This window comes from Photobacterium sp. AWH4_225 (genome assembly GCF_056158405.1).
Genome location: NZ_JBSWTF010000001.1, coordinates 1,323,465 through 1,348,685, shown reverse-complemented (window position 1 = coordinate 1,348,685; position 25,221 = coordinate 1,323,465). Strand labels below are relative to the sequence as shown.

Sequence of the window (25,221 nt, the reverse complement as noted above, 5' to 3'; positions counted from 1 at the left end):
ATAGCGAAGGTGTAAGCGTGCAGGTTAACCTTTTATTGTTCTTTTTGGCTTTCCTAAGCAGTATCGCTTCCGCTCAGACTTACGCCGAACCTTCTCCTGCATTTCATCAGTGCACCAAGACTCTGACATACCAATTATTTTTCAATAATCTGAAAATTGGCCAAATGACCCGAGTATTACGATGGCAAGACAAACAAGCCCAGATTAACTCATATAGCAATATTGAAGTATTGGCGACCAAGACCCGATTTAACCAACAAAGTCAGGTGTTCTGGTCCGAAGAAGAACAAAGCTTTCTATCAAAAGGTTTCCGACGTGAAGTGAAAGGCTTGTTAGGTGGTAAAACAGAAGTCTCGTTCAACGATGATGGCAGTTCATCCAAAGTCACCGTCGATGGCAAGGTATCATCATTCACCAGCGATAGCCTACCATTGCTCGATGCCGATGCAATTGGCAGCCAAATGAGGCTAGGCTTGATAGAAGGTAAAACTCAGTTTGAGTACAACCTGCAGGACACCGACGACGTAAACCGGTATTACTTTCAAGTCAAAGGTAGAGAGCGCATCAAATCAAACTTTGGCAGCGTCAATACCATTAGGGTTGAGCAAGTGAGAAAAAGTGACAGGAAGCTAGTGATGTGGTTCTCGCCAGACGTCGATTACCAGTTAGTCCGTGCCACCTACAAGCGGAAAATACTCGATCTCAAAGCCGTCTTACTCAGCAACAAGAAAGTCTGCCCTGCAACCAATCAGTTTTCATACACACCGACATCTAATCAGTAGCATTATCAACTATTGATTATTTCATTGTGACCTTGCCGCCAATCATTTTCAGCGCTGGAGCACCACGAATCAAAGTATCTCTGGCAAAGACTTGTTCGCACTTAGGACACACACCTTCCTGCTGAGTAAAGTCTTTAACAATCCGCTCTTTGAAGCACTTCACCAACGCCCCTTTGCCACCTTTACGGTATTTATACAGTTGGGTTTTGCATCCTGCACAGAAAATTTCAACGGTTTTGGTTGGGCCTTTTTTATTCGGTTTTGCCATGATGGTGCTTTGTTCTTACCTGAGCCAGAAGTTGATCGATATGTTCGAGGTGATCATCATGCACGCCAGCATGGTTACCATATTTGGGCTGGTGACGATCATTTTCCAAAGGATGATGCCAGCCAATGGTCGTCTCGACAAATGTTTTGGCAAAGGTGCCTGAAATTGACAGACAACCGGCCAAAACCGTATCAACATAGGTCTGCATGATAGGTTGAAGCTGACAGGGGAGCTCATGGTCATCCTTGGTATAAACCCACACAGGAAAATCACCCACTAGCGGTTGCTGCGACTTTACCTGAGTAGGATCAAGCTCAATGCGACGATAGCCCCTTTCGCGGTGATCAAACTGCTGCAATGCCTTCTCATCCACTCTCACTAGAACACCATTGCATTGGCCATCTCCAAGAGCCGCCACCAAAGGCGAAATACGGTAAGAGCCATCTACCTTGCCCCAGTGGCGCTGCAACCCATGGACAGTAACAGGCTGGGCTTCTTTTGCCTGCCCGGTTAACAAACGTGATGCGTGGTTAATCAAACTGCCGTAACCAAAAATATACATAGAACTGCAATTACCTCTCTAACACTCACTCAAAGCTATAAAGCAAAAAAGCGCGAAAACTGCTGCCATTGCTCAATGACTTCTGCCAATGTAGCACGTTTAAATATCACTTCGGTACCTGGCCTTGCCTGAGCCAGTCTTGGCAAATCAATACGGGCAACACAGCCTAACTTGGGGTAGCCACCAAGTGTTTGTCTGTCATTGAGCAAGACAATGGGTTGACCATTGGGAGGTATTTGAATCGCCCCAAGTGCTATCCCTTCCGACACAATCCCTTCAACATCAGCATTGATCGGCTCTCCTGTCAGCTTGCAGCCCATGCGATCTGTTTCCTGACTAACAGTATAACGCCCCGAATAAAATCGCTGCTTGTCACTCTCTGAAAAGCTCGCTTGCTGGTAGGACTCTATCACCCGCAGCTCTATCGCTTTGTTGTAATCAGGAATAAAACGAGCAGAAGCTTGGCGGCTAACTCCCTTCCCTTCGAGCTCTTTCAATGACTTCCCGGGTAATTGATTCACCGATAAGCGATCCCCCGCCTCGAGACCTTTGCCTTGGTGTAGTCCACCCAATTGGTTTCGCGGTACACAGGCAGCGCTACCCAGCACCATAGGAGCATCAAACCCGCCCTGAACAGCCAAATATGCCCTAAGCCCCGAGCGAGCAAAACCGAACACGATCCTTTGTCCTTTTCTCACCTCAATGCTTTGCCACATGGGTAGAGGGACACCATCTAGCTGCGGCTGCATGTCCGCACCAGTCACCGCGATGCGGCAATCTTGCAGGACATGAAATTCAGCTTGACCCAGCGTAATTTCCAACATCGCGCTATTGGCATCATTAGCTAGCAAATAATTAGCCCAGCAAAACGCATGCAGATCAACCGCTCCGCCTTGGCTCAAACCTTGTGCCCCCGCACCATAGCGCCCAGTGTCTTGGATCAGAGTGAGCATACCCGGCCGGATCACTTCCATTGTGGCCATAACTGTCCTCCTTGTGCTACGAACTCGTCCTTGGATATTGGTGAAAATTGCACCTTATCGCCAACTTGAAAAGGCGTCATGGGTGATTGGTCGGGTTGGAATAAAGTCAGCGGGCAGTTGCCGATAATCTGCCACCCACCCGGTGAGTCATTTGGATATACCGCCGTTTGCTGATTGGCGATACCTACACTGCCAGCCGGCACCCACTTCCGTGGTTCACTATGGCGAGGGGTGACTATGGACTCATCAACCGATGCAAGAAAGGCAAAACCCGGCGCAAACCCGATGGCACAAACCGTATAAACCTGTTGGCTATGGCGCTGGATCACCTCTTCAACACTCATCCCTTTCTCATGCGCCATTGAGGCTAAATCGGGGCCAGCTTCGGCTCCGTAGTACACAGGCAGGGAGATAAGCTTTGGCTGATAATCGCTATGCCCTAGTTCATCTTCGGCACTGTTACTGGCCTGTTCTGCATGTGCCGAATAAGAGGCCAGCACACCAGCAAGCTGCTCGTAGCTCAACATATCGGGACGGTACTGGATCAACACCGAGGTATAAGAAGGGATCACCTCGATTAAAGCGGGGTGCGATAAAGACTGAAGGTAGGCGACAAACTGGCTGATCTTTGGTGTAAGCGAAAGATCAATTTGATCACCAAAATAGACTATCGCATTGCACTCTGAAACGGCTTCAACCTTGAACATTGGCCAGATCCTCTGCAAGCTGCCGCACCATCGCTATCGACTCATCATTGTCGCCATGTACGCAAACCGTGTCGACTTCAAGCGCTAACACCTTACCGTCGATGGTGGTTATTTTACCTTTGGCTAGCTCAGCAACCTGCTGGCGAATCCTCTGGCTGTCATGGTAAACCGAACCGGCTTGAGATCTGGGCACCAGCAAGCCTTCGTTATCGTAAGCCCTGTCGGCAAAACCTTCGAACAACAACTCTACGTTACGCTGTGATGCTAGCTCTATATATTGCTGATTATCGCGCCTGGCTAAGATCATCAGTTTCAACGGCGAGGAACGGTATGAGTTTAAATCAGCAACGGCGCTGAGAATCGCTTCGAAGATCCAAGGCTGTGCCATCATGTCGTTGTACAGTGCACCGTGAGGCTTAACATAGCTCACAATACCGCCGTACAGCTGGCAAAGCGCCTCGAGCGCACCAATTTGGTAGGCGACCAATCGGGTAATGGCCTCGGCACTGTGGGGGATAGAACGACGCCCAAACCCACTCTTATCGTCATAGCCTGGGTGGGCACCAATCTCGACGTTATCTTCCACCGCCAATTGTATGGTCTTGGCCATATGATCTGGGTCTGAGGCGTGGAATCCACAGGCAATGTTGGCCAGGTCGATATATGGCATGACGTCGGCATCCTTCCCCATTGTCCAACTGCCAAAGCTCTCGCCCATATCACAATTGAGTTTCATATCTGCTCCCTGCTTACACCAAAGATAGTTTGTTAATTTCCAAACTAAGTGGTTGATATTAAATCTACTCGAATAAGTATAACAAGCAGTTCTCGGAGCGGACAGTATGAGGAAAAGTTGTGAAGACCAGATACGAAAAAGCCCCAGCATTTCTGCTGGGGCTTTGTCTGAATTTGGAGCGACACACGAGGTTCGAACTCGTGACCTCAACCTTGGCAAGGTTGCGCTCTACCAACTGAGCTAGTGTCGCAAATGGAGGCGCGTCCCGGAGTCGAACCGAGGTCCACGGATTTGCAATCCGCTGCATAGCCACTCTGCCAACGCGCCTTCAATACCTACGAGGTGTTCCCCGTTGCGGTATGGGGTGCATTCTACGGATTGAGCTAATTGAGTCAACAAGAAATTTGGTTAAACACTACCAAGCGGTCACTTTGCAATCAAACAAAATCAAGTCGAATATTTTCTCATCAACCGATGACTCTATAAGCCCGAACAATTAAAGCAAAGCTGCCTCCCTAGAATGCTTGAATACCTCAAGGAGATCTTGGAAAATAGTGACCTTCATCACACTTAGTATCTCAAAAGACCATGACTACCCTCTCCCGCATCGGCTTACTCGCCTTCGCTGTTGGCCTCTTAACTGCGTGCAGCCCCAAACAGCATCAGCCGATGACGACTGGGATCAGCTTTATTACCCAAGCACCTGATTATCTTCTGCAAGACTCCAGCAACACTTCACTGCAAAAGTACGCCCCGAAGAAAACGGAGTACTGGCTAACCCACCAATATCGTGTGGCTTCAAGAAAGGCTGCTGACAATAACGCAGCGTTCATTGCATTTTACTCAGATCAGCTACATGACAAGCCCATCCTTACCCCAGCTTTCTCGTATGTAACGGCTATCCTCTCCAGTAAAACAGGCAATGATAAACTTGAGGGTAACGAAAGTGCCGAGCAAGCTATCCTTGCCAGTAATATTGATTTTGGTATGACCCAATCCGACACTGACGTGTTTGCCTACAACCCAAACAAAGCCCGTGCAGATGTGTTTGAACAGCAGCAAGAGAGCGAGTCCATCGCGTACTTGTCACTCATTAAGCAAACGCATTCTGAGCAAGATGCCCCCCTTACCCGTGATTTGGCGGTACTAGCTCATTCTATTGACAGGCTGGCAACTCAAGGTAGAAACAAAATCGTTCTACTCAGCCAATATGACGCTCAGTTCAACTCTCACATTTCAGAACGAATTAAAGGATTGGATGTGATCATCAGTGCAGGTGATAGCAGCAATGTCGTTATCCAGAATAATACGTGCCTTGCGACATTCGAGCATACTAAGGTGAACTGGCAGACGTTATATGTTTCTTTCGACTCTGACGGGAATATTCTGAGGTGTCGGTTTTAATAAAAAAACGCCCATTTTGACTAAATGGGCGTCTTTATCATGTTTGTTGGTATTTATGTCTTATTAAGAGACTGACCACTGCGACAACGAGCGCTTGAAGTCTTCATAGCCAAACTCGTTCAGCATTTGGATTTCACCGCTACTGCGCTCGCAGTAGATGGATGGCATCTTCAAACCATTGAACCAGTTCAGTTTCACCATGGTGTAGCCCGCGCTATCCATGATGTGAAGCTTCTGGCCAATTTCTAGTGGCTGTTCAAAGTTAGCGACACAGAACTGATCGCCAGCTAGGCATGAGCAAGAACCAATCACGTACTCGTGCTCACCGTTATCAGAAGCTTCAAGCACAGAAGCTGGCTCATCATAGATCAGCGTATCTAGGCGGTGGGCTTCTGTCGCTGAATCGACAATCGCGGTCTTCTTAACGTTTTCAACGATATCAACAACGGTAACCACAAGGTCTGTCGTTTTGGTGATAATCGCTTCACCCGGCTCAAGGTAGAGCTGAACGCCGTGTTTCTCTGAGAAGGCTTTCAGAGCTTGCGCCAGTTTCTCGATATCATAACCTGGCCATGTGAAGAATACGCCGCCGCCAAGGCTAACCCAGTCTAGCTTGTCGAGGTGGCTGCCGAACTGCTCTGAGATCGCGTCAAGCAGGCCGATGAACGCATCAACATCTTTGTTCTCACAATTCATGTGGAACATGACGCCATCAAGGCTCTCGAATACTTCCGGCTTGATGTGATCAGCCTGTACACCCAAACGGGAGAACTGACGAGCTGGGTTTGCCAAGTCTTGGCCTGCGTAACTCACACCTGGGTTCAGGCGAAGGCCCAATGACGCTTTGCCTTCGACGATGTGGCGGTAAGCGGCTAGCTGGCTTTGTGAGTTAAAGATCATCTTGTCGCAGATATCTGCCACTTCACGTACGTCATCTTCGCTGTAACCAACGCTGTAAGCATGGGTTTCACCACCGAAGGTTTCGTAGCCCAGTTTCACTTCAAACGGGCCGCTACTGGTTGAACCGTCAAGGTATGGCTTGATGATGTCGAACACACCCCAAGTCGAGAAGCACTTGAGGGCCAATACCAGTTTTACACCTGAAAGCTCTTTGAGCAGCTTGGCTTTTTCCAAGTTGGCAATTAGCTTATCTTCATTGATCATGAAGTAAGGTGTTTTCAATTCTTCTTTCTTGAAAGTCATTACTATTTTCCGTGCTCAGGTCGTATCAGCCTGATTGTTGCCTGTAATATTTTTTTACTTTGTAACTCACGGTGTTCAGACAGGACAAAGCAAAAAAATATCACAAACAACAAACAATCGAATGAATCTAACCTAGTCAATTGCACCAAGAAGGGAGCAGTAGCTGCTCCCTTCTGATATTACGTATCCAATAAGAGGTTTAAATCTTACTTAAGGATTTTGATGTCAGGTTGGCCAACTTCCAGCTCCTGAACATGCCAATCTAGGCCGATTTCAGGCATGGTTTCTAGGAACGGATCTGGGTCTAGCTGTTCCATGTTGAACACGCCTTTGTCAGCCCACTTGCCACGGAAGTACTGTAGTGCAGCTGTGATCGCTGGTACACCGGTGGTGTAAGAGATTGCCTGGTGCTCAACGTCTTCGTAAGCAACTTCGTGGTCGGCATTGTTGTAGATGAACACGCTGCGCTCTTTACCGTCTTTCTTGCCCTGTACCCAAGTACCGATACAGGTTTTACCTGTGTAGCCCGGAGCTAGAGATGTTGGGTCTGGTAGCAGTGCTTTAAGAACGTGTAGCGGCTGAACAACAGTACCGTCGTGCAGTGTTAGCGGATCTGGGCTTAGTAGGCCGATATCACGCATGCAGTTGAAGTAGTTCAGGTACTTGTCACCGAAGCCCATCCAGAACTCGATACGCTTAGCTGGGATGAACTCTTGCATTGAACGAACTTCATCGTGCGCCATTGAGTAAACTTTGTGCGAGCCCACTAGTGGGAAATCGAACTCAAGCATACGTGAGTGACACGGTACTTGTTTCCACTCTTCGTTTTCCCAGTAGAAAGAGTCACCCTGGATTTCCAGCATGTTGGTTTCTGGGTCGAAGTTGGTTGCGAACTTCTTGCCGTGGTCACCGGCGTTAACGTCCATCACGTCAATAGTGTCGATTTCATCGAACAGGTGCTTCACAGCGTATGCTGCAAACACAGAAACTACGCCTGGATCGAAACCAGCGCCTAGGATACCTGTGATACCCGCTTCTGCGAATTTCTCACGGTAGCCCCACTGCCAGTCGTACGCTTGTGGTACTTGCTGGCCTTCAGAGCATAGGTCTACGGCTACAGACGTATCTAGGTAAGAGACCTTCGCTTGGTAACAAGCTTCCATGATAGTCATGTTTACCCATGGAGGACCAGCGTTGATCACAAGATCAGGCTGAACTTCTTTGATCAGTGCTACTAGCGCATCAACGTCGTCGGCATTTACCGCACGTGCTTCTAGTTTCTTGGATGGGTCTTTCAAGTTGTTCTTTTTCTTGATTGACTCAATGATTTTTTCACACTTGCCGATTGTGCGTGATGCAATCGTGATATCACCAAGAACTTCGTTATTCTGAGCTGCTTTATGTGCAACTACCCAGCCAACACCACCAGCACCAATCTGTAGAATTGCCATTTCTATTTATTCCATCTAATTAATGAGTGTTCCGGCACAGCGATTTCACGTGCTGTGCCGTACCTGTTTATTAACCTAGTTTGCGCTCAGCTTGAGCTGCAACCAGGTTGATTTCTGTTAGTAATGATTCAAAATCAGACAGGGTCAGACATGGGTTCAAAATCGTGAACTTGAGGGCCACTTTGCCATCTACCACGGTTTCACCCAGTACTGCCTTGCCTTCAACAAGTGCATCAATGCGTAGTTGTTTATTAATTCCATCTAATGCCGACTCTTCGTTGTTGCCGATGTAACGGAACAACACAGTAGATAGAGCCGGATCCGCCAGCAGTTCAAACTCTGCCGACTGGTTAATCATGTCTGCGACCTGTTGGGTCTGGTTCAGAAGGTGGTCGTACATCGCACCCAGTAACTGAGGGCCAACACACTGCATCGTCATCAACACTTTCAAAGCGTCGAAGCGTTTGGTGGTCGCGATGGATTTGTCGACCAAGTTTGGCAACAAATCATCTTCACGGTTCAGGTAATCTGCATGGTGGAGCAGGTACTTGAAGTTCTCTTTGTCTTTGATCAGCACCGCACCACAGCTGATTGGCTGGTAGAACAGTTTGTGAAAGTCGACACTCACAGAGTCGGCCTTCTCGATACCGTGCAGGCGAGTCTTGTGGCGGCTCAAAATCAACGCACCACCGTACGCGCCATCAACGTGCAGCCACAGGTTGTGCTGCTGGGCAACATCTGCCATGCCTGTCAGATCATCAATTGCACCGTGGTCAGTCGTACCTGCCGTACCCACCATTGCAAACGGCAACAAACCGTCGTTCTTCAGGGTTTCAATAGTATTAACCAAAGACGCTAGCTTGATGGTACCGTCAGGGTTGGTATCTACTGTAACTACGGCATTTTCACCCAACCCCATCAGAGACGCTGATTTCTGAACCGTGAAGTGAGATTTCTTCGAGCACAGGATACGCATTTTGCCTGCGTAATCTGGTAGGCCTTGCTTCTGGATATTGTGGCCAGAGATAGTATCTGCCGCCCAATCGCGAGCCAGCAACAAGCCCATTAGGTTTGATTGCGTACCGCCACTAGTAAACACGCCGTCTGCTTGAGCACCTAGCTGGTACAGCTCACACAGCCAATCCACTACTTTCTGCTCAACAAATGTTGCCGCGCTTGCCTGATCCCAAGAGTCCATTGACTGGTTAAGGGCAGCAATGAAAGCTTCTGCAGCCACTGCCGGAAGCAAAGGTGGTGTGTGCAGGTGCGCAATACAGTGCGGGTGCTGGACCACGATAGAGTTCTTGGCAATTAGCTCACCGGTTTGCTCGATCACCAAGTCCAAAGGCATTTGCTGGTTATCCAGATCAATGTTGTTGATCATGGTTTTTAGCTGCTGAGGATCCATACCAGAGTATGGTGTCTTGGTATTTTCGAATACGTTTTTCAGCACTTGCGTAGTCTGGTTCAAGGCCGCTTCGAAAGTATCCGCACCGCCTTTACCGGTATGGATGAAGTGGTTGCGCCAATCCGCAGCTTCTGCAATCACTGGCTCTTTTACTTTAGCTGGTCCTGCCGTTGCAATAATGGCCTTGCTCAGTGCATCAATGGCAAAATCAAGCTGCTCGTAGGAGATGATCAGCGGCGGTAGGAAACGCAGTACAGAGCCCTGACGTCCGCCTTTTTCAATGATCAGACCGCGCTCAAGCGCTGCGCGCTGGATAGCAATAGTCAGCTCAGGATCAGCCTCCGGCTCACCGAACTTGTTCTTAGAACCATCAGGCTTACAGATTTCGATACCCAGCATCAAACCTTTACCGCGTACTTCAGCGATACAGTCGGTGTACTGAGCAATACGCTCCAAGCCTTCGCGTAGGTATTGGCCAGCTTTGTGCGCGTGTTCCACTAAGTTGTCACGACGGATAATCTCAAGCGCTTTCGCACCTGTAGCCATCGCTAGCTGGTTTCCGCGGAAAGTGCCTGTGTGCTCGCCCGGCTTCCAAGTGTCAATCGACTTATCAAAGATAAGCACCGACATTGGCAAACCGCCACCGACAGCTTTAGACAAACACAGGATATCAGGCGTAATGCCTGACTCTTCGAAGGCAAAGTTAGAGCCGGTCTTACCGATACCACACTGGATCTCATCAAAGATCAGCAGGATGCCGTGCTCTTGTGTAATACGGCGTAGCTCGCGTAGCCAGAATGCCGGAGCCGGGATCACACCGCCCTCGCCCTGTACTGGCTCAACAATGATAGCCGCAGGCTTTTGCACGCCACTTTCATCGTCATTGAGCATGCGCTCGATGTAACGAAGCGTTTGCTTCGCACCTTCATCGCCGTGGATGCCAAACGGGCAGCGTAGGCTGTATGGGAAAGGTAGGAAATGAACATCAGCCATCAGACCTTGGCGGCGCGCCTTGGTACCTAGGTTACCCATCATCGCCATGGTGCCGTTGGTCATACCGTGGTAAGCACCGTGGAAAGCCGCCATAGTATTACGGCCTGTGGTTTGCTTCGCCAATTTGATTGCTGCTTCTACGGCATCGGCACCCGATGGACCACAGAACTGGATACGGGCATTTTTGGCAAACTCATCAGGCAAGAAGTTCATCAACTCTTTGATGAACTTATCTTTCACCGGCGTAGTAATATCCAGTGTCTGGTATGGCAGGCCTGCTTGCAATTGATCAACAATTGCCTGGTTAATTTCAGGGTGGTTGTATCCCATCGCCAACGTACCGGCACCAGCGAGGCAGTCCAGGAACAATTGGCCACGGCTGTCTTCGACTAGCGCACCTGAAGCCTTGGCAATAGCCAGAGGCAGACGACGTGGATACGATCGCACTTCGGATTCATAATGCTCTTGACTAAGCAGCAACTCGTCTGGTGTTAGGTCATAAACACCATTGACAACAGGTACATTCGACGCGAGTTTTAGCTCGTCAAGGTCAAACACATTACTCATGTTCTTTTCCATTTGAAACACTGCACCCCTTGCCCTTTCTCCATTGATAACAATGTCAAAAATAATTTTGGTTCAGCACAACAAACACCCCGAGAATAACGGAGTGATTAAGCGAGAACTGGAGAAGGTATCAAGGTCCGGCACAGTAGCATCTTGCCAAGTTGCATAGATGCATTGACTATAAACAACCGATTGCTTGCGCGATCGGCGTGACCGAAAACAAACTGATTAGCCAGACAAACGTTTGCCAAGGCGCCACTCGTCAACAACGACAGAATGCGATCAGAAAGTTATAAACCAGTGAATGTGATCAGGAAGATCAAGGCTCAGTAATAATACTGCAGTTGGGTAAGACAAAGCTGATTAGAGTTTTTAGCGTAATAGTATTCACAGTTGGGTTCCTTCAATATGCGCCTGTGTTCTTTCTACAGGTCTGCATTATCAATGCCCTTCTACTAACCCTAATCAGGCTAGTACCTACGGCGTATCAAGGGGCAATCAGCCCGAATACCGCTTGATACAGTGTGCCTCAGAAATGTCTGTCTGAGATTGCGCAGAAAAGTAACACACCCGATATGTGTATGCCAGAAATATTTAATTGAATTATGTGTCAAAATCTAACTTCGCGATCGTTGACCAATAAATTTACAACATCAGAACAAAACACCCAATAATTCACCAAATACCAGCATAACATGAAGCGGCTCACCAAATTACCCAGATTCATATGCTACTGTTTGAGCGGAATATTGCTGTTACTAAGGAAGGCCTATGAGACACATTGTTCTGTTTTCCCCTCCCTCTGGAACCCAACCCTGAGTTCAAGCTGTTGCTAACGGTCTGTTCAGCACCTACTTTTCTATTCTTAAACATCACCAACTCCTCTCTATTCCCGATCCCGGCCCCTGCTGATTTCTCGTTTAGTTCTCCAATCCAGTTTTGATTAACAAGGAATGATTATGGAAATCTTGATGGGTGTCGCCGCCCTGCTCGGCGCACTGTGCCTTTTTTCGTTGTTTAGCTTCAAGGCCCCAAACGGCAGCGCTGCGATGAGTGGGCTGGCCGATGCCGCCATTGCCACTTTCTTGGTTGAAGCCATACATAAATATGTCATGGGTAACCTACTCGGTATTAGCTACCTGGCCGATTTCGGGAATATGGTCGGTGGTATGGGGGGTATAGCTGCAGCCACACTGGTTATGCTGCGAATGGGTGTTCAGCCTGTCTATGCCATCGTAACTGGGCTGGCCATGGCCAATCTCGGTATCTTGGAAGGCTTTATTGTTGGCTACCTGTTCTCTTTCGCAGCCCCGCAGTTCAAGAAGTACCTGCCAGAAGGGGTAGATGTCATACTTGGGGTGCTTACCCTCGCCCCCCTTGCTAGGTTGGTCGGAATATTCATTAGCCCTGGACTAGAAGTCTTAATGGGTACCTTAGCCAGTATGATCACCGAGGCCACGTTGCTCTCACCTATCGCCATGGGCTTCTTGCTCGGTGGCCTGATCAAAATGGTATGTACTTCACCACTGAGTTCAATGGCATTGACCGCAATGCTGGGATTAACAGGCTTGCCAATGGGCATAGCAGCGATCGCCTGTGTCGGTGGCTCATTTACTAATGGTTATATATTCCACTCACTCAAACTTGGTAAGTCCAGTAACACCATCAGTGTAATGCTTGAACCACTGACCCAAGCCCACATAGTGACAAGAAACCCTGTCCCAATATTTATGTCTAATTTTATCGGTGGCGCATTGGCCGGGGTCATCGCTGCCTACTTCGGTATCATCAATGATGCCCCGGGTAGTGCCGCGCCAATACCGGGTTTACTCGCCTCTATTGCTTTCAATGAACCACATACCCTGCTAATGGCAACCGTTGCCGCTGCCATTGCCGGGTTGGCAGGCGGCGTTATCGGTAACCGTATCTACAATAAGCTACTGGCTGAGCGTATACCTCTGCAGCACTTTGCAAACGGCTAATACGTAAAAACCCGCTAGCCTATACCCAAGGGGTCATTGGCTAGCGGGTCTTTCAATAAATGGCCATAGGGGCTTGTGATTATGCCGCTACACTTTGCTGGCCTAATGTACGTAGATCGCCCATGGTTTCGGCGTAGCTCTTCTCTTTGCCGAATAGGCCTGCAGTACCTAGGACAAAGTATTCAACCTTGTCTTGCAGCTTTTCAATCACTTCAGGGCTAATTGCACCATCAATGGCAATTTTGGTATTCACACCCTGCTCTTCAATCATCGAAATGATACGTTCGATACGGCTATAGGCATTTGGAATGAATGCCTGACCAGCAAATCCAGGGTTCACAGACATCACCAACACAACATCAGTCACATCCAACACATCTTCAATCGTACTCAATGGCGTGCCAGGGTTAATCGCCAACCCCGACTGGATACCTTTGGCCTGGATATTCCCCAGTGTACGGTGTAGATGTGGTGGCGCCTCCGCATGAACATACATCAGCTTAGGGCCTAGCGAAGCAAACAGGTCGATAAACTGATCCGGGTTTGAAAGCATCAGGTGCACATCATAATCGATATCACTCAATTCGCGGATCGCTTTGATGTCTTCTGGGCCCAACGCAAAGTTCGGAACAAAGTGACCATCCATCACGTCAATATGAAGCATATCCACATTGGCTTTTTCTAACTCTTTCAGCTCTTGGGCCAACTTAGAAAAATCCACACACATCATTGAAGGGCAAAACTTAGCCATGGTACTTCTCCTCAATTGCAGCGATTTGGTTAATGCGGTTCTGGTGACGGCCACCTTCAAATTCAGCATTCAGCCAGTTATCAATGATCATCTTCGCCAACTCAATACCGATCACACGTGAACCAAACGCCAAGATATTCGTGTTGTTGTGCTCTTTAGAAAGCTGAGCTGTATAAGGGTCGCTACAAACCACTGCACGAATACCCGGAACTTTGTTCGCCGACAGTGAAATGCCAACACCTGTACCACAAATCAAAATACCCAGGTCAGCTTGCTTACCCACCACAGCTTCAGCCACAGCCAAACCGTATTGCGGGTAATCCGTTCGTTCAGTTGTAAATGCACCAAAGTCTTCAACTTCAATGCCTTTGCTTTCTAAATGACTGATTACTAGATCTTTATGTTCAATGCCTACGTGGTCACAACCGATAGCGATTTTCATTTTTGCTCTCACTGATAACTAAACCTGGCCATAGTTTACAAAATAATTTACCACTGTAAACACATTAAATTTTACGGAATACCATTTATAAATATAAACAACTGAATTAAAACAAATTAAAAGTTCACGAAAAAATTCACAAAAATAAAAAATTCACAAAATTGTTTTTTCTGTGACTTGGATCGATGTTAAAGCGACTTTTGGCTGATAATTTAATAGGGAGTTAACCAATGACTGTGAAGGGTAGACAAGATGTCATATTCAATGATTGCCGAAGAGATTGTCGGCTCCCTCGGCGGAGCAGATAATATTGTTTCCGTAGCGCACTGCGCCACACGCTTACGCGTTATGGTGGCAGATGAAAACAAGATTGATAAAAAGCGCATTGAAGATACGGAGAAAGTAAAAGGCGCCTTTTTTAATAGTGGCCAATACCAAATTATCTTTGGTACAGGTACCGTCAACCGCGTATTTGAAGCCATTGAAGGGTTGAAATTAACAGTAGCGAATAAAGACCAACAACGAAAAGCTGCTGAAAAACAGGGGACGGCTTTCCAACGTGCTATCCGTACCTTTGGTGATGTATTCGTTCCAATTATTCCTGCACTTGTGGCGACAGGCCTGTTCATGGGTCTGCGCGGCTTGCTGATGCAAGAAGAAATTTTGGGGCTATTTGGCCTAACGCCGGAGACTATCCCGCAAAACTTCGTGCTTTATACCCAAATCCTAACGGATACTGCGTTTATCTTCCTACCGGCACTGATTGCTTGGTCAGCTGCACGCGTGTTCGGCGGAACGCCACTTATTGGCCTAGTGCTGGGTATGATGCTGGTTTCCCCTGCACTGCCGAATGCCTGGCTGGTTGCCTCCGGGGAACTGGATCCACTCATGTTCTTCGGCTTTATCCCGGTACTCGGCTACCAAGGCTCGGTTATCCCTGCTTTCATTGCCGGTATGATAGGGGCGAAGCTCGAACGCCGGATCCGCAACATCGTGCCTGAAGCATTGGACTTGGTAGTCACTCCTTTCCTTACCCTGCTGATCATGATCACTGCATCGCTGTTTGTTATCGGTCCAATCTTCCATTGGCTGGAGCTGGTTATCCTGTCGGCAACACAGTTCATGCTTGACCTGCCATTTGGCCTAAGCGGGATCTTGATTGGTGGCTTCCAGCAGATTGTTGTAATGACAGGTGTTCACCACATCTTCAATCTACTTGAAATCCAATTGCTGACTAACACAGGTGCCAATGAATTCAACGCAATCATTACTGCAGCGATTGCCGCTCAAGGTGCGGCATGTTTGGCAGTCGGCCTGAAAACCAAAGACACAAAGCTCAAGGCTCTGGCTATGCCTTCTTCGCTATCAGCCTTCCTGGGCATTACCGAACCTGCGCTATACGGTGTCAACCTTCGCTTCTTCAAACCATTCATCATGGGCTTAATCGGCGGTGCCGTAGGTGGATTCTTCGCTGTCATGTTTGGCCTCAAGGCGACCGGTATGGCCATCACGGTTATCCCAGGTGCTCTGTTGTACCTCAATGGCCAGATGCTTGGTTACCTAGCCGTCAATGCCATCGCCATCGCAACCGCATTCACCTTAACTTGGATGTTCGGTTACTCAGACAAGATGCTTGATAAATAAATAATTAGAAGCCCCCATACTGGGGGCTTTGGAGATCCAATGAAGACAGCTACAGCTACTGCTACTGCTACTGCTACTGCTACTGCAGATCAGCAATACATCAATGACGTACTCGCCATAGCCATGAACATGTCATCACAGTCAAACAATGATCCGTTCCGCCCGGCTTGGCACTTCGCTCCACAGTTTGGCTTACTCAACGATCCTAATGGGCTGGCCCATTTCAACGGGGAATTCCATCTTTTCTACCAGTGGAACCCAAAAGCGTGCCAGCACGGAGCCAAAGCTTGGGGGCATGCAACCAGTAAAGATTTGATCAACTGGTCACATCAACCGCTTGCACTTGCGCCAACAGAGCACTTCGAAACCCATGGTTGTTATTCCGGTTCTGGCTTGGTGGTCGACGGCAAGCTAGAGCTTTTCTACACCGGCAATGTCAAATTTGAGCAAGGCGGAAGAACCGCTTACCAATGCCGGGCGACTCTCGAAGCGGGCAAACAGGTCGAGAAGCAAGGTATTGTGTTATCCCTCCCAGAAGGCTATAGCGGCCATGTCCGTGATCCTAAAGTCTGGCAATACCAAGATGCGTATTACATGGTTCTCGGCGCCGAAGATCTCGATTACCGCGGCAAGGTATTGGCTTATCGTTCTGACGATCTTAACAACTGGGAAATGATCGGCGAGATCTTTGGCGATGGCGTAGGCAACCAGCAATCCGATGACTTCATGCTCGAGTGCCCCGATCTGTTCCCACTCGCTGAAAAGCATGTGCTTATCACCTGCCCGAAAAATTGGATTGATAAGGGTGACAAGAAAGTCGAAACCTTTGATGTGACCTACCATATCGGTGATTTCGATCACCAGGCAGCGACCTTCGAGCACGGCAACGGTGTCTTGATGGATCATGGTTTCGATTTCTACGCTCCGCAGACCTTCGAAGATGAGTCTGGCCGTCGCATTTTGTTTGGCTGGATGGGGAAACCTGACGAATTCGAGTCTTACCAACCGACTATCGAACTGGGCTGGATCCACCAGATGACCTGCGCTCGCGAACTGACTATCCGTGACAATACCCTAGTACAAACACCGGCTAAAGAACTTGAAAGCCTTCGCCAAGATCAGCAAAGCTTCACTGGGCTAAAGCAACAATTCATCGGTTTATCTGCCGAATTGGTTCTCGAAAACTTAGATGACGCAGACATCAAATTGGAAATCGCTAACGATTTCTACATTGAGTCCAACCAAACCGGGCTTGTCACCTGGCGTAAAAATCTCAAGACCGAAGAATGGGAGTCTGTAGCTTGGCAGGGAGCCGTCAATTCACTTCGCCTGCTCCGTGATCATTCTTCGATTGAAGTATTTATCAACGGTGGTATTGCTGTTTCTACTTCGCGCTTCTTTGGCCTCGGGTTAGATGAAGAGAAAAATATTGGCTTTGCGCTTACTAGCAATAAAGAGATAACGGCAACACATTGGCAATTATCGGCCTAATCCAAAGGGGGCTGCACCGAGCAGCCTCCATGACTAATCGAGGGTCCCTATGTATAATGATGCGATTGCTTCAAAAGGAATGATACTGTCCGTGGATCTTAACCAAGTAATTCCAAATATTCGCATGCGCCTTCCCTCGCTCACTCGTACCGAGCAATCGATCGCGGAAAACTTCTTAAAGCCGCACTTTTTACAAAAGTCGACGTCTATCAAAGAAGTTGCCGAGCGTCTGGGAGTATCTACTGCCTTAATCGTCAAAGTATCGAAAAAGCTTGGCTTCAGTGGTTTCAAGCAACTGAAAGATGCCCTTAATGCCCAGCACCAGTCTGATAGTTTCCTAGCAAGTGAACAGTTGGAGCCAGACGATTCATGCGAGCAGATCATCACCAAGGTGCTGCAGAATTCTATCAATGCCCTAACAGAGATCCTCAATTTCGTTGATGCCAAAATGGTCAGCGCGGCAGCAGATGCCATCGTCAATGCCAGGAATATCGAACTCTATGCCGCTGGCGGCTCAACCATTATCTGTGAAGACTTTCAGCATAAACTATTACGATTTGGCATGCGTGCATCAGTGCCGCGCGATAGACATCTAATGCTCATGTCTGCCAGCGTACTGAGCAGTAACGATGTGGTATTGGTTGTCTCACACTCTGGCCAAACCGTTGATCTGATGGATGCTGTCCGCTTGGCCAAACAGTCTGGTGCCAAAATCATATCCATCACCAATAACTACCATGCTGAACTTTCTCAGCTTTCTGACTATCCGTTGTATGCCCCAGCCTCTCCTGAACCCCTGCTGGGCAAAAACGGGACCGCGCGTTTAGTAAAGCTGGCAATGATTGATAGCTTATACGCCACTATCGCCGGCAAGATCCCAGAGCTCGTTGACGAGAACCTTGATAAAACGACCAAAGCTGTAGCTCTCCTTCACCGATAGTTGTCATTTCAGTATTTCCTTTCCTAACCCCACAGGGTAAATGTGGGGTTTCTTTTCCTAAAACAATACTAATTTCGACGTGCAGTAATTATTACTTTCTGTAGATAATTAATGACATTGAGATAACCAAGTAGCACTTCTTACCATTCATGGTGAATTTGTTTTATTTTTAATATACAAATTATGATGAGCAAATATAATAATTCGTAAAATAACAAACACTATAATTCTATAACACGGAATCAATTTTTTTAGTCAGCATCCGTATTCAGCAAGGACCACTACAATGCTAACTTATGATTACTACTGTGAAGTAATCGCATTTAATATCAAGCAATACAGGGAGATAAAAGGATTTACTCAGTCAGAAATAGCTCAATGTATTGGGGTATCGAGAAAAACGATTCTAGATATAGAATCAAACAAGACCTCTCTAAAGGTAAAAACATTGCTTATGATCGCTGACTGCCTGGGCTGTAACGTGAATGAACTTTTACATGAGCCAAGCCACCCCCATTTATCATGTGACGAGATAGTAACCATGCTCTCAGAAGGCGGGATAGCACTTATTGACACCAATAGATAGGTGTAGACAAGCTGTAAAAAGCAGCCAGGATAACATATTGGCACATGCCCTATTTGCTTATCTTGGCTATCACAGAATAAGTTACTTCGGGTTATTGACAACCATCAAGCCATTATTTTCAAAGATTTCAATAATTCGATTACCCATCATTGAGTCATTGCCTTTTTTTGAAATTCCCAGCACATCGGTAATTTCGCACTTCAGGCAATTACAAATTCGATACAGCGTTGATAGCTTAATATCTGATTTGTTTGACTCTATGTCAATGTAGGTCCTTCTTGAAACATTAATACATTTGGCTACCTGAATTTGTGTTTTACCACGAAACTCACGAAGAGTTTTAATTCTGTGGGCTAAAAACTCAGGTTCATAGTTATTAAGTTGCATCTATCCTTACCGATTTATTTTCATTACTTCCAAACACTCCGATTGAAAGCAATTAATTGTCACCATGTGGTGTAGAATGAATGTGAGTACAAAACATTCTTAATGTGAAGGAATTATACTTTCATTCGAAATACATGTAAATTATTCAATCAATATCACATTATCAACAGCAATTGCACACTGGCTTTCAGTATAAGTATGACAATCAATCGGTTGCTAGCACAAAAGCACTTTTTCTTATCCAAATAAATCTTTACATCATTTTTATTGATACATCTGCGTATTGTGACATAATAGGCCCATCTTGATGATTTAAGCCTTATCAAGAGTTCTACATTCTTTTACCGTCGTACCCTTTTTGTACGACGGCTTTTTCTTTCTAGCCTTCTCTACTTTTACTCCCCCTAACGTTTATTCAAGCGTATCTAATGCGTTGCCCGCATCGAGGTAAACCAATCTAATTCTGTGGAGGTTCAACAATGGCAAAGAGGGGAAGGCTTGGCGCCCTCTAAACAATGAAAAACGACGGGCTTTTTTCGAGATGAGATAAAAAAAGAGAAATACAAAAAAGCCCACAAGCTAAGCTTGTGGGCTCTAATGAGATGGTGCCCCGGGCCGGACTTGAACCGGCACAGCGCGAACGCCGAGGGATTTTAAATCCCTTGTGTCTACCAATTCCACCACCAGGGCACGCAATTCTTTGCGATGCCGTTTAGTACAGTAAACACCATCTGTTTCTTACCGCGAAAATTGCCGTAAGATTTTAATTTGGAGCGACACACGAGGTTCGAACTCGTGACCTCAACCTTGGCAAGGTTGCGCTCTACCAGCTGAGCTAGTGTCGCAAATGGAGGCGCGTCCCGGAGTCGAACCGAGGTCCACGGATTTGCAATCCGCTGCATAGCCACTCTGCCAACGCGCCGTATACCTTTCGGGTTGTCCCCGTTGGTATGGCAGCCATTTTACACAACTCAAAAATGGTGTCACGAAAAAATTGAGAAAAACCAGTTTGTTCGATTCATTTTCAACCAATCATCTTAAAAAACAACACAAAGCGAGTAATAGTTCATCAAGTCTCATGAGATATTCTCATTTCTCAGAGCATTACAAAAAATGAAACAACAATCCTCAGCTATATTTTTGACGCCTTTTAAGTCGTTTAATGAGGGTTCCATGCGCTATTACTCCATATTTTCATCTTTGCTATTGCTAATTCCCAGTATCAGCCTTGCCGCTCCTCCTCCAGGAAAAGGAAACAACACTGAAATCACTTCAGCTCCAAGCTTCAGTGACGCACTGACATCCTTTGATTCCAACTTGTGGCAGGCTGCTGATGGGTGGGCTAATGGTTCGCCATTCTTAAACGCATGGTCTTCAACTGCCTTGGATTTTGGCCATGAAGGATTGGGCATTGTTCTCAGTGATACCCCGTTACTCGGATATAACTACACATCAGGTGAGCTGCGAACATCTGATTTTTACGGATACGGCTGTTATGAAGTCGAGATGAGACCCGCAGCTGTCAGTGGCGTTGTCAGTGCCTTTTTTACCTTTATGGGCCCTTACGATAATGTCCGCGGTGGCAATGGCCAGCACAATGAAATTGATATCGAGTTTTTGGGTAATGACACCAATGTGGTTCAGCTTAACTTCTGGACCAACGATGATCAGTATGCCAATGGTCACGAGCAAATCATAGAACTGGGTTTTGATGCCTCAACGTCATTTAACCACTATGCTTTTGACTGGTCAGAATCAGGGATTAATTGGTACATCAACAAAAAGTTGGTGTATAGCGTCATCAGTACACCCGATGACCCAACCCCCAAAGTCACCGATGGCACACATAAGATTATGATGAATATGTGGCCCGTAGATGCCACTGCATCGGGTTGGGCCGGTGAATTTACTTATCCCATGATGCCTATTTTGGGGCAATTCCAGAATGTCCGATTTACCGAAGGGAGTGACTGTACCTTTGACTCTCCAGAGCCTCCTCCGCCATCGCCGACTAACAGCCTAACTATCTCTGATCACAGCATCTCACTGAATAATAAAGCCACCCAAGCATCAGCAACCGTTACAGTAAGTGATAGCAATGGGCTAAACATAGAAGGTGTTACAGTTACCGGGGTATGGTCAGGTGTTGTTAGTGATGGTGATGGAGAAAAAATCACAGATCCTAAGGGCTCTGCATTGTTCTACTCTCGGCGTAGCCGCTCAGGCTCTGGCACATTCCAGTTCTGCGTAACGAGCCTATCCAAAACCGGCTACTCTTGGGCTTCGAGCGATGATGAACAAAAATGCTCTGAGGTTAATATTCCATAGATAAAAGAAAAGCGGCTTTGTAGCCGCTTTTCTCCATCAATCCAATGTGCTGGATTTTACAGGTGCTCTGAATTGAGCAAATCATGCTTGGCCGCTTTGAGATAAATATACATCGACCAGTAAGTCAGGATCATCGCCACATACAGCGCAATGTAACCAATCCAGATCAACCACTCGTTCGGGTGCCATAGCATTAGCAGCAATGCGACCATCTGAGCACCGGTTTTCACTTTACCGACCCAAGACACAGCAACGCTTGAGCGTTTACCCAGTTCGGCCATCCATTCACGCAGGGCTGAGATAATGATCTCACGACCGATCATGGTAATAGCCGGAATGGTTACCCATACTGAATTGTAATGCTCTACCACCAGCACCAAGGCAGCAGCAACCATTACCTTGTCGGCAACAGGGTCGATAAATGCACCAAAGCGGGTCGTCTGGTTGAGCTTGCGGGCCAGATAACCATCAAACCAGTCGGTAACACCGGCAATCAAGAAAATCAATGCTGTTGCGAATGGGGACCAGCTATACGGTAGGTAAAAGGTGATCACGAAAAATGGAATCAAAATTAGCCGTATGAAGCTTAGGATGTTCGGAATTGTTAAACGCATAATTGTTCGTTCTTATTGTGTAGATGTACCGCGCTGGCCTAATGATTCAGCGCGTCATAAATTTTTTCTGCCATAGCACGACTGATGCCCGGCACCTTAGCGATTTCTTCTCTGCTAGCTTTCTTCAGTTCCTGTAAGCCACCCATATACTTGAGCAATGCTTGGCGGCGTTTCGGGCCAATCCCCTCAATGTCCTCCAAGGCACTACGTTTTCTTACTTTTGCACGCTGGGCACGGTGACCACTGATTGCATGATTGTGACTCTCATCCCTGATATGTTGAATTAAATGCAACGCTGGGGAATCTGCAGGCATCGAAAATTCTTCACCCGTTGTCAGCAACAAAGTTTCCAGCCCGGGTTTACGGGTGGTTCCTTTGGCAACACCCACGAGGATCGAGCGCTTAGGCCACTCAGCCATCAATGGGTTAACTACATCATACGCTCTTGACAGCTGACCTCTACCCCCATCGATAAAAATAATATCAGGAATTCTATCCGGATCGACTTGTGAACCATACCTGCGCTCCAAAGCTTGTGCCATAGCAGCATAATCATCACCACCGGTAATGCCTGAAATGTTATAGCGTCGGTACTCTTGCTTCAATGGCCCATCCTGATTGAACACGACGCAAGAGGCAACCGTCTTTTCACCCATGGTATGGCTGATATCAAAACATTCCATGCGTTCAAGGCGATTGAGCTGGAGCGCTTCACGCAAAGCAGTGAAACGTTGATGGACTGTCATCCGGTGACTGAGCTTGCTTGTCAGTGCCGTTCTAGCGTTGGTTTGGGCCAAGCGCTGGAACTTGGCCTTATTGCCACGGGTACTCGATTTGATCACTATCTTGCGACCCGCCAACTCCGTCAGCGTCTCGGCAATCACCGCTTGCTCATCGCCCAAGGCTTCACCCAAGAGAATTTCACTCGGGATCACCCTACCCTCAGCCTGATTGAGGTAAAACTGGGTGACAAAGCTCGATAACACCTCGGTTATCTCGGCGTCCACCGGCATCTTGGGGAAATAACTCCGACTACCGAGGATTTTACCCTGGCGAATATAGAGTGCATGAATACATGCCATGCCGTTTTCATAGGCAATGCCGACAACATCCAGATCATCGTCACTATCATGGCTAACGAACTGTTGTTCCTGCACCCGTCGCAACGCCTGTATCTGGTCACGGTATGTCGCCGCTTTTTCGAATGCCAGCTGCTGGCTCGCCTGCTCCATTTTCTCGACCATCGAGGTGATCACTTGCCGGTCTTTTCCCTTCAGGAACATCCGAACATAGTTAACCTGCTCTTCATAGTCTTCGTCAGTCACTAGCCCTTTGACACACGGGCCAAGGCAGCGGCCGATTTGGTACATCAAGCAAGGACGGCTACGGTTTGCATACACCGAATCTTCACACTGACGGATCGGAAAAATCTTCTGCAGCAAGTGCAGACTTTCCCTGACAGCGCCGCCGTCTGGGTATGGTCCGAAATACTCACCTTTGCGCTTCTTGGCTCCCCGGTGCATCGACAAGCGCGGGTGGGCAGAGGCACTTAAGAAAATGTAAGGGTAGGATTTGTCGTCCCGGAGCAGGACATTGTATTTGGGCAGGTATAGCTTGATATAATTGTGCTCAAGGATCAGCGCTTCCGTTTCGGTATGGGTAACGGTGACATCAACCTTGGCGATATTTTTAACCAGTGCTCTGGTTTTCTCCCCTGCCACATTGGCCCGGAAGTAACTGGAAAGGCGTTTTTTGAGATCTTTCGCCTTTCCGACATAGATAACCTCATCGGCCAGATCATACATTCTGTATACACCTGGCTGATGAGTTACTGTTTTTAGGTAACTTTTGGCGTCAAACTGTTCCGACACTACAACGTCTCTGTGTCTAACATTCCATGGCGAATAGCAAGGTGGGTCAGCTCAACATCACCATTGATGTCCAGCTTGTTAAAAAGACGGTAACGGTAGCTGTTGACAGTCTTCGGGCTCAGATTCAGTTGCTCTGAAATATCGGTCACTTTCTGTCCTTTGGTGATCATCATCATTATCTGAAGTTCACGCTCAGAAAGATCTTTGAAAGGGTTTTCTGAATCTGGAGCAAACTGGCTCAATGCCATCTGCTGTGCGATTTCTGGTGAAATATAACGCTGTCCGCTGTTGACCATACGAATAGCATTAATCATTTCGTCAGGGCCGGCACCTTTTGTCAGGTATCCTGCTGCGCCTGCCTGCATCACCTTGGTCGGGAACGGATTTTCTGTATGAATCGTCAAAACGATAATTTTGACATCAGGGCTAAAGCGCAAAATTTTACGTGTCGCTTCAAGGCCACCGATACCAGGCATGTTCATATCCATAAGAATGATGTCCGCATGCGAGTTACGGCACCACTTTACGGCTTCTTCACCACTGTCGGCTTCCCCTACCACTTTTATACCACGGACATCTTCAAGCAGACGTCGGATCCCTGTGCGAACCAGTTCGTGATCATCTACAAGGAATACATTAATCAAGCTGTATCTCCAATATGATTTGGCTCTGCACCCAGCCGAGATGGCGGGATAGCTGTTACTGATATTACCCAATTCTACCTTAACTTCCCATCGAATCTCATGCAGTTTCTGTGTAACAGCGCATGTTTTCGCGGTAAGTTAAGACTTGACAAAACAATGATTTGTCAATTTTTACAAGCTTCAAAATAAAATAGCTTGGACAGCAGTATTTACTATATTTCGAAAAAAATAAAGTGAAATATTCAAGTTATCCAATTAGTTAGATTTATCTCAAAAAGATAGCTCTAAGCTGTCATAATATTGTGACAATCAATAAGTTAAATCAACTATCCATAAGTGGTGTCTATTTATCATTTCCTCATCAAAGCTTAAAAAAAGCAATTACTTACCACAATTTACTGTTTTTTCGGCAAGCTACAAAATTCATTTGCAAAAAACTGCGCTATCACATTCGACGTTTTGATGATCCTCTCCTCA

22 protein-coding genes and 5 tRNA genes are annotated in these 25,221 nt (G+C 47.2%); 8 read left to right on the top strand and 19 right to left on the bottom strand.

Annotation, left to right across the window (positions count from 1 at the left end; translation table 11 throughout):
* Positions 1 to 17 precede the first annotated feature (17 nt).
* Positions 18 to 782 carry a DUF3108 domain-containing protein gene (locus tag ACXAD4_RS06595; protein ID WP_475239810.1) on the top strand — a complete coding sequence of 255 codons (765 nt, stop codon included), beginning with the start codon at positions 18 to 20 and terminating at the stop codon, positions 780 to 782.
* Between the two features lie 16 nt (positions 783 to 798).
* Here ACXAD4_RS06595 and ACXAD4_RS06590 read toward each other — a convergent pair whose 3' ends face one another.
* From ACXAD4_RS06590 to ACXAD4_RS06560, 7 genes are all read right to left on the bottom strand, one after another.
* Positions 799 to 1,050 (bottom strand): hypothetical protein, encoded by a 252-nt coding sequence (locus ACXAD4_RS06590; RefSeq protein WP_475239807.1) that lies wholly within the window; start codon positions 1,048 to 1,050, stop codon positions 799 to 801.
* Positions 1,034 to 1,612, bottom strand: a complete 579-nt coding sequence (locus ACXAD4_RS06585) for a gamma-glutamylcyclotransferase family protein (RefSeq protein ID WP_475239804.1) — start codon at positions 1,610 to 1,612, stop codon at positions 1,034 to 1,036. Before ACXAD4_RS06585 ends, ACXAD4_RS06590 begins: the two co-directional genes overlap by 17 nt.
* Before the next feature lie 35 nt (positions 1,613 to 1,647).
* Positions 1,648 to 2,595: a 5-oxoprolinase subunit C family protein gene (locus tag ACXAD4_RS06580; RefSeq protein WP_475239802.1), complete on the bottom strand. Its 948-nt coding sequence runs from the start codon at positions 2,593 to 2,595 to the stop codon at positions 1,648 to 1,650.
* Positions 2,577 to 3,302: a 5-oxoprolinase subunit PxpB gene (gene pxpB, locus ACXAD4_RS06575; RefSeq protein WP_475239800.1), complete on the bottom strand. Its 726-nt coding sequence runs from the start codon at positions 3,300 to 3,302 to the stop codon at positions 2,577 to 2,579. The genes ACXAD4_RS06580 and pxpB overlap by 19 nt, the downstream gene beginning before the upstream one ends.
* Complete coding sequence (locus ACXAD4_RS06570; protein WP_475239798.1) at positions 3,289 to 4,038, bottom strand: 5-oxoprolinase subunit PxpA; 750 nt, start codon at positions 4,036 to 4,038, stop codon at positions 3,289 to 3,291. The genes pxpB and ACXAD4_RS06570 overlap by 14 nt, the downstream gene beginning before the upstream one ends.
* Before the next feature lie 174 nt (positions 4,039 to 4,212).
* Positions 4,213 to 4,288: transfer RNA gene (locus ACXAD4_RS06565), tRNA-Gly, on the bottom strand.
* Between the two features lie 3 nt (positions 4,289 to 4,291).
* Positions 4,292 to 4,365: transfer RNA gene (locus tag ACXAD4_RS06560), tRNA-Cys, on the bottom strand.
* A 261-nt stretch (positions 4,366 to 4,626) separates the two neighbouring features.
* Here ACXAD4_RS06560 and ACXAD4_RS06555 point away from each other — a divergent pair.
* Positions 4,627 to 5,442 carry a hypothetical protein gene (locus ACXAD4_RS06555; protein WP_475239795.1) on the top strand — a complete coding sequence of 272 codons (816 nt, stop codon included), beginning with the start codon at positions 4,627 to 4,629 and terminating at the stop codon, positions 5,440 to 5,442.
* Positions 5,443 to 5,505: 63 nt separating this feature from the next.
* Here ACXAD4_RS06555 and nspC read toward each other — a convergent pair whose 3' ends face one another.
* From nspC to ACXAD4_RS06540, 3 genes are all read right to left on the bottom strand, one after another.
* Complete coding sequence (nspC, locus tag ACXAD4_RS06550) at positions 5,506 to 6,645, bottom strand: carboxynorspermidine decarboxylase (RefSeq protein WP_475239793.1); 1,140 nt, start codon at positions 6,643 to 6,645, stop codon at positions 5,506 to 5,508.
* 206 nt (positions 6,646 to 6,851) lie between these two features.
* A complete protein-coding gene (locus tag ACXAD4_RS06545) occupies positions 6,852 to 8,096 on the bottom strand; it encodes a carboxynorspermidine synthase (protein ID WP_475239791.1) in 1,245 nt (414 codons plus the stop codon).
* A 70-nt stretch (positions 8,097 to 8,166) separates the two neighbouring features.
* Positions 8,167 to 11,064, bottom strand: coding sequence for a diaminobutyrate--2-oxoglutarate transaminase family protein (locus ACXAD4_RS06540; RefSeq protein WP_475239788.1), 2,898 nt, complete (start codon positions 11,062 to 11,064; stop codon positions 8,167 to 8,169).
* Between the two features lie 959 nt (positions 11,065 to 12,023).
* Here ACXAD4_RS06540 and ACXAD4_RS06535 point away from each other — a divergent pair.
* Positions 12,024 to 13,046 (top strand): PTS sugar transporter subunit IIC, encoded by a 1,023-nt coding sequence (locus ACXAD4_RS06535; protein ID WP_475239786.1) that lies wholly within the window; start codon positions 12,024 to 12,026, stop codon positions 13,044 to 13,046.
* Between the two features lie 79 nt (positions 13,047 to 13,125).
* On the opposite strand, the gene rpe is transcribed toward ACXAD4_RS06535, so the two are convergent.
* Together rpe and rpiB are read right to left on the bottom strand one after the other, a co-directional pair.
* The gene (gene rpe, locus ACXAD4_RS06530) at positions 13,126 to 13,797 is read right to left on the bottom strand and encodes a ribulose-phosphate 3-epimerase (protein ID WP_475239785.1); all 672 of its coding nucleotides are present in this window, start codon (positions 13,795 to 13,797) and stop codon (positions 13,126 to 13,128) included.
* Entirely contained in the window at positions 13,790 to 14,239 is a 450-nt protein-coding gene (gene rpiB / locus ACXAD4_RS06525) for a ribose 5-phosphate isomerase B (protein ID WP_107297574.1), read from the bottom strand. The genes rpe and rpiB overlap by 8 nt, the downstream gene beginning before the upstream one ends.
* Before the next feature lie 252 nt (positions 14,240 to 14,491).
* Between rpiB and ACXAD4_RS06520 the strand changes: the two genes are divergently transcribed.
* From ACXAD4_RS06520 to ACXAD4_RS06505, 4 genes are all read left to right on the top strand, one after another.
* Positions 14,492 to 15,883: a sucrose-specific PTS transporter subunit IIBC gene (locus ACXAD4_RS06520; RefSeq protein ID WP_475239782.1), complete on the top strand. Its 1,392-nt coding sequence runs from the start codon at positions 14,492 to 14,494 to the stop codon at positions 15,881 to 15,883.
* A 39-nt stretch (positions 15,884 to 15,922) separates the two neighbouring features.
* Positions 15,923 to 17,374 carry a glycoside hydrolase family 32 protein gene (locus ACXAD4_RS06515; RefSeq protein ID WP_475239781.1) on the top strand — a complete coding sequence of 484 codons (1,452 nt, stop codon included), beginning with the start codon at positions 15,923 to 15,925 and terminating at the stop codon, positions 17,372 to 17,374.
* A 91-nt stretch (positions 17,375 to 17,465) separates the two neighbouring features.
* Positions 17,466 to 18,314, top strand: coding sequence for an SIS domain-containing protein (locus tag ACXAD4_RS06510; RefSeq protein ID WP_475239779.1), 849 nt, complete (start codon positions 17,466 to 17,468; stop codon positions 18,312 to 18,314).
* A gap of 286 nt (positions 18,315 to 18,600) precedes the next feature.
* The gene (locus ACXAD4_RS06505; protein ID WP_475239777.1) at positions 18,601 to 18,900 is read left to right on the top strand and encodes a helix-turn-helix transcriptional regulator; all 300 of its coding nucleotides are present in this window, start codon (positions 18,601 to 18,603) and stop codon (positions 18,898 to 18,900) included.
* Between the two features lie 81 nt (positions 18,901 to 18,981).
* Here the strand turns inward: ACXAD4_RS06505 and ACXAD4_RS06500 are convergent, their stop codons facing one another.
* The 4 genes from ACXAD4_RS06500 to ACXAD4_RS06485 form a co-directional block, all read right to left on the bottom strand.
* Positions 18,982 to 19,287, bottom strand: a complete 306-nt coding sequence (locus tag ACXAD4_RS06500; RefSeq protein ID WP_475239774.1) for a helix-turn-helix transcriptional regulator — start codon at positions 19,285 to 19,287, stop codon at positions 18,982 to 18,984.
* A 603-nt stretch (positions 19,288 to 19,890) separates the two neighbouring features.
* Positions 19,891 to 19,977: transfer RNA gene (locus ACXAD4_RS06495), tRNA-Leu, on the bottom strand.
* A gap of 79 nt (positions 19,978 to 20,056) precedes the next feature.
* Positions 20,057 to 20,132, bottom strand: a tRNA-Gly gene (locus tag ACXAD4_RS06490).
* 3 nt (positions 20,133 to 20,135) lie between these two features.
* Positions 20,136 to 20,209 (bottom strand) — tRNA-Cys (locus ACXAD4_RS06485).
* A gap of 251 nt (positions 20,210 to 20,460) precedes the next feature.
* On the opposite strand from ACXAD4_RS06485, the gene ACXAD4_RS06480 reads away from it, so the two are divergent.
* Positions 20,461 to 21,615, top strand: coding sequence for a family 16 glycosylhydrolase (locus tag ACXAD4_RS06480; protein ID WP_475239772.1), 1,155 nt, complete (start codon positions 20,461 to 20,463; stop codon positions 21,613 to 21,615).
* Positions 21,616 to 21,671: 56 nt separating this feature from the next.
* Here ACXAD4_RS06480 and pgsA read toward each other — a convergent pair whose 3' ends face one another.
* Genes pgsA through uvrY form a run of 3 tightly spaced genes read right to left on the bottom strand, consistent with a single transcriptional unit; the run spans position 21,672 to position 24,744 of the window.
* Complete coding sequence (gene pgsA, locus ACXAD4_RS06475) at positions 21,672 to 22,229, bottom strand: CDP-diacylglycerol--glycerol-3-phosphate 3-phosphatidyltransferase (protein ID WP_475239769.1); 558 nt, start codon at positions 22,227 to 22,229, stop codon at positions 21,672 to 21,674.
* A gap of 38 nt (positions 22,230 to 22,267) precedes the next feature.
* On the bottom strand, positions 22,268 to 24,100 hold the full coding sequence (uvrC, locus tag ACXAD4_RS06470; protein ID WP_475239766.1) for an excinuclease ABC subunit UvrC: 1,833 nt from the start codon (positions 24,098 to 24,100) through the stop codon (positions 22,268 to 22,270).
* The gene (gene uvrY, locus ACXAD4_RS06465; RefSeq protein ID WP_039468571.1) at positions 24,100 to 24,744 is read right to left on the bottom strand and encodes a UvrY/SirA/GacA family response regulator transcription factor; all 645 of its coding nucleotides are present in this window, start codon (positions 24,742 to 24,744) and stop codon (positions 24,100 to 24,102) included. The genes uvrC and uvrY overlap by 1 nt, the downstream gene beginning before the upstream one ends.
* Between the last annotated feature and the right edge of the window lie 477 nt (positions 24,745 to 25,221).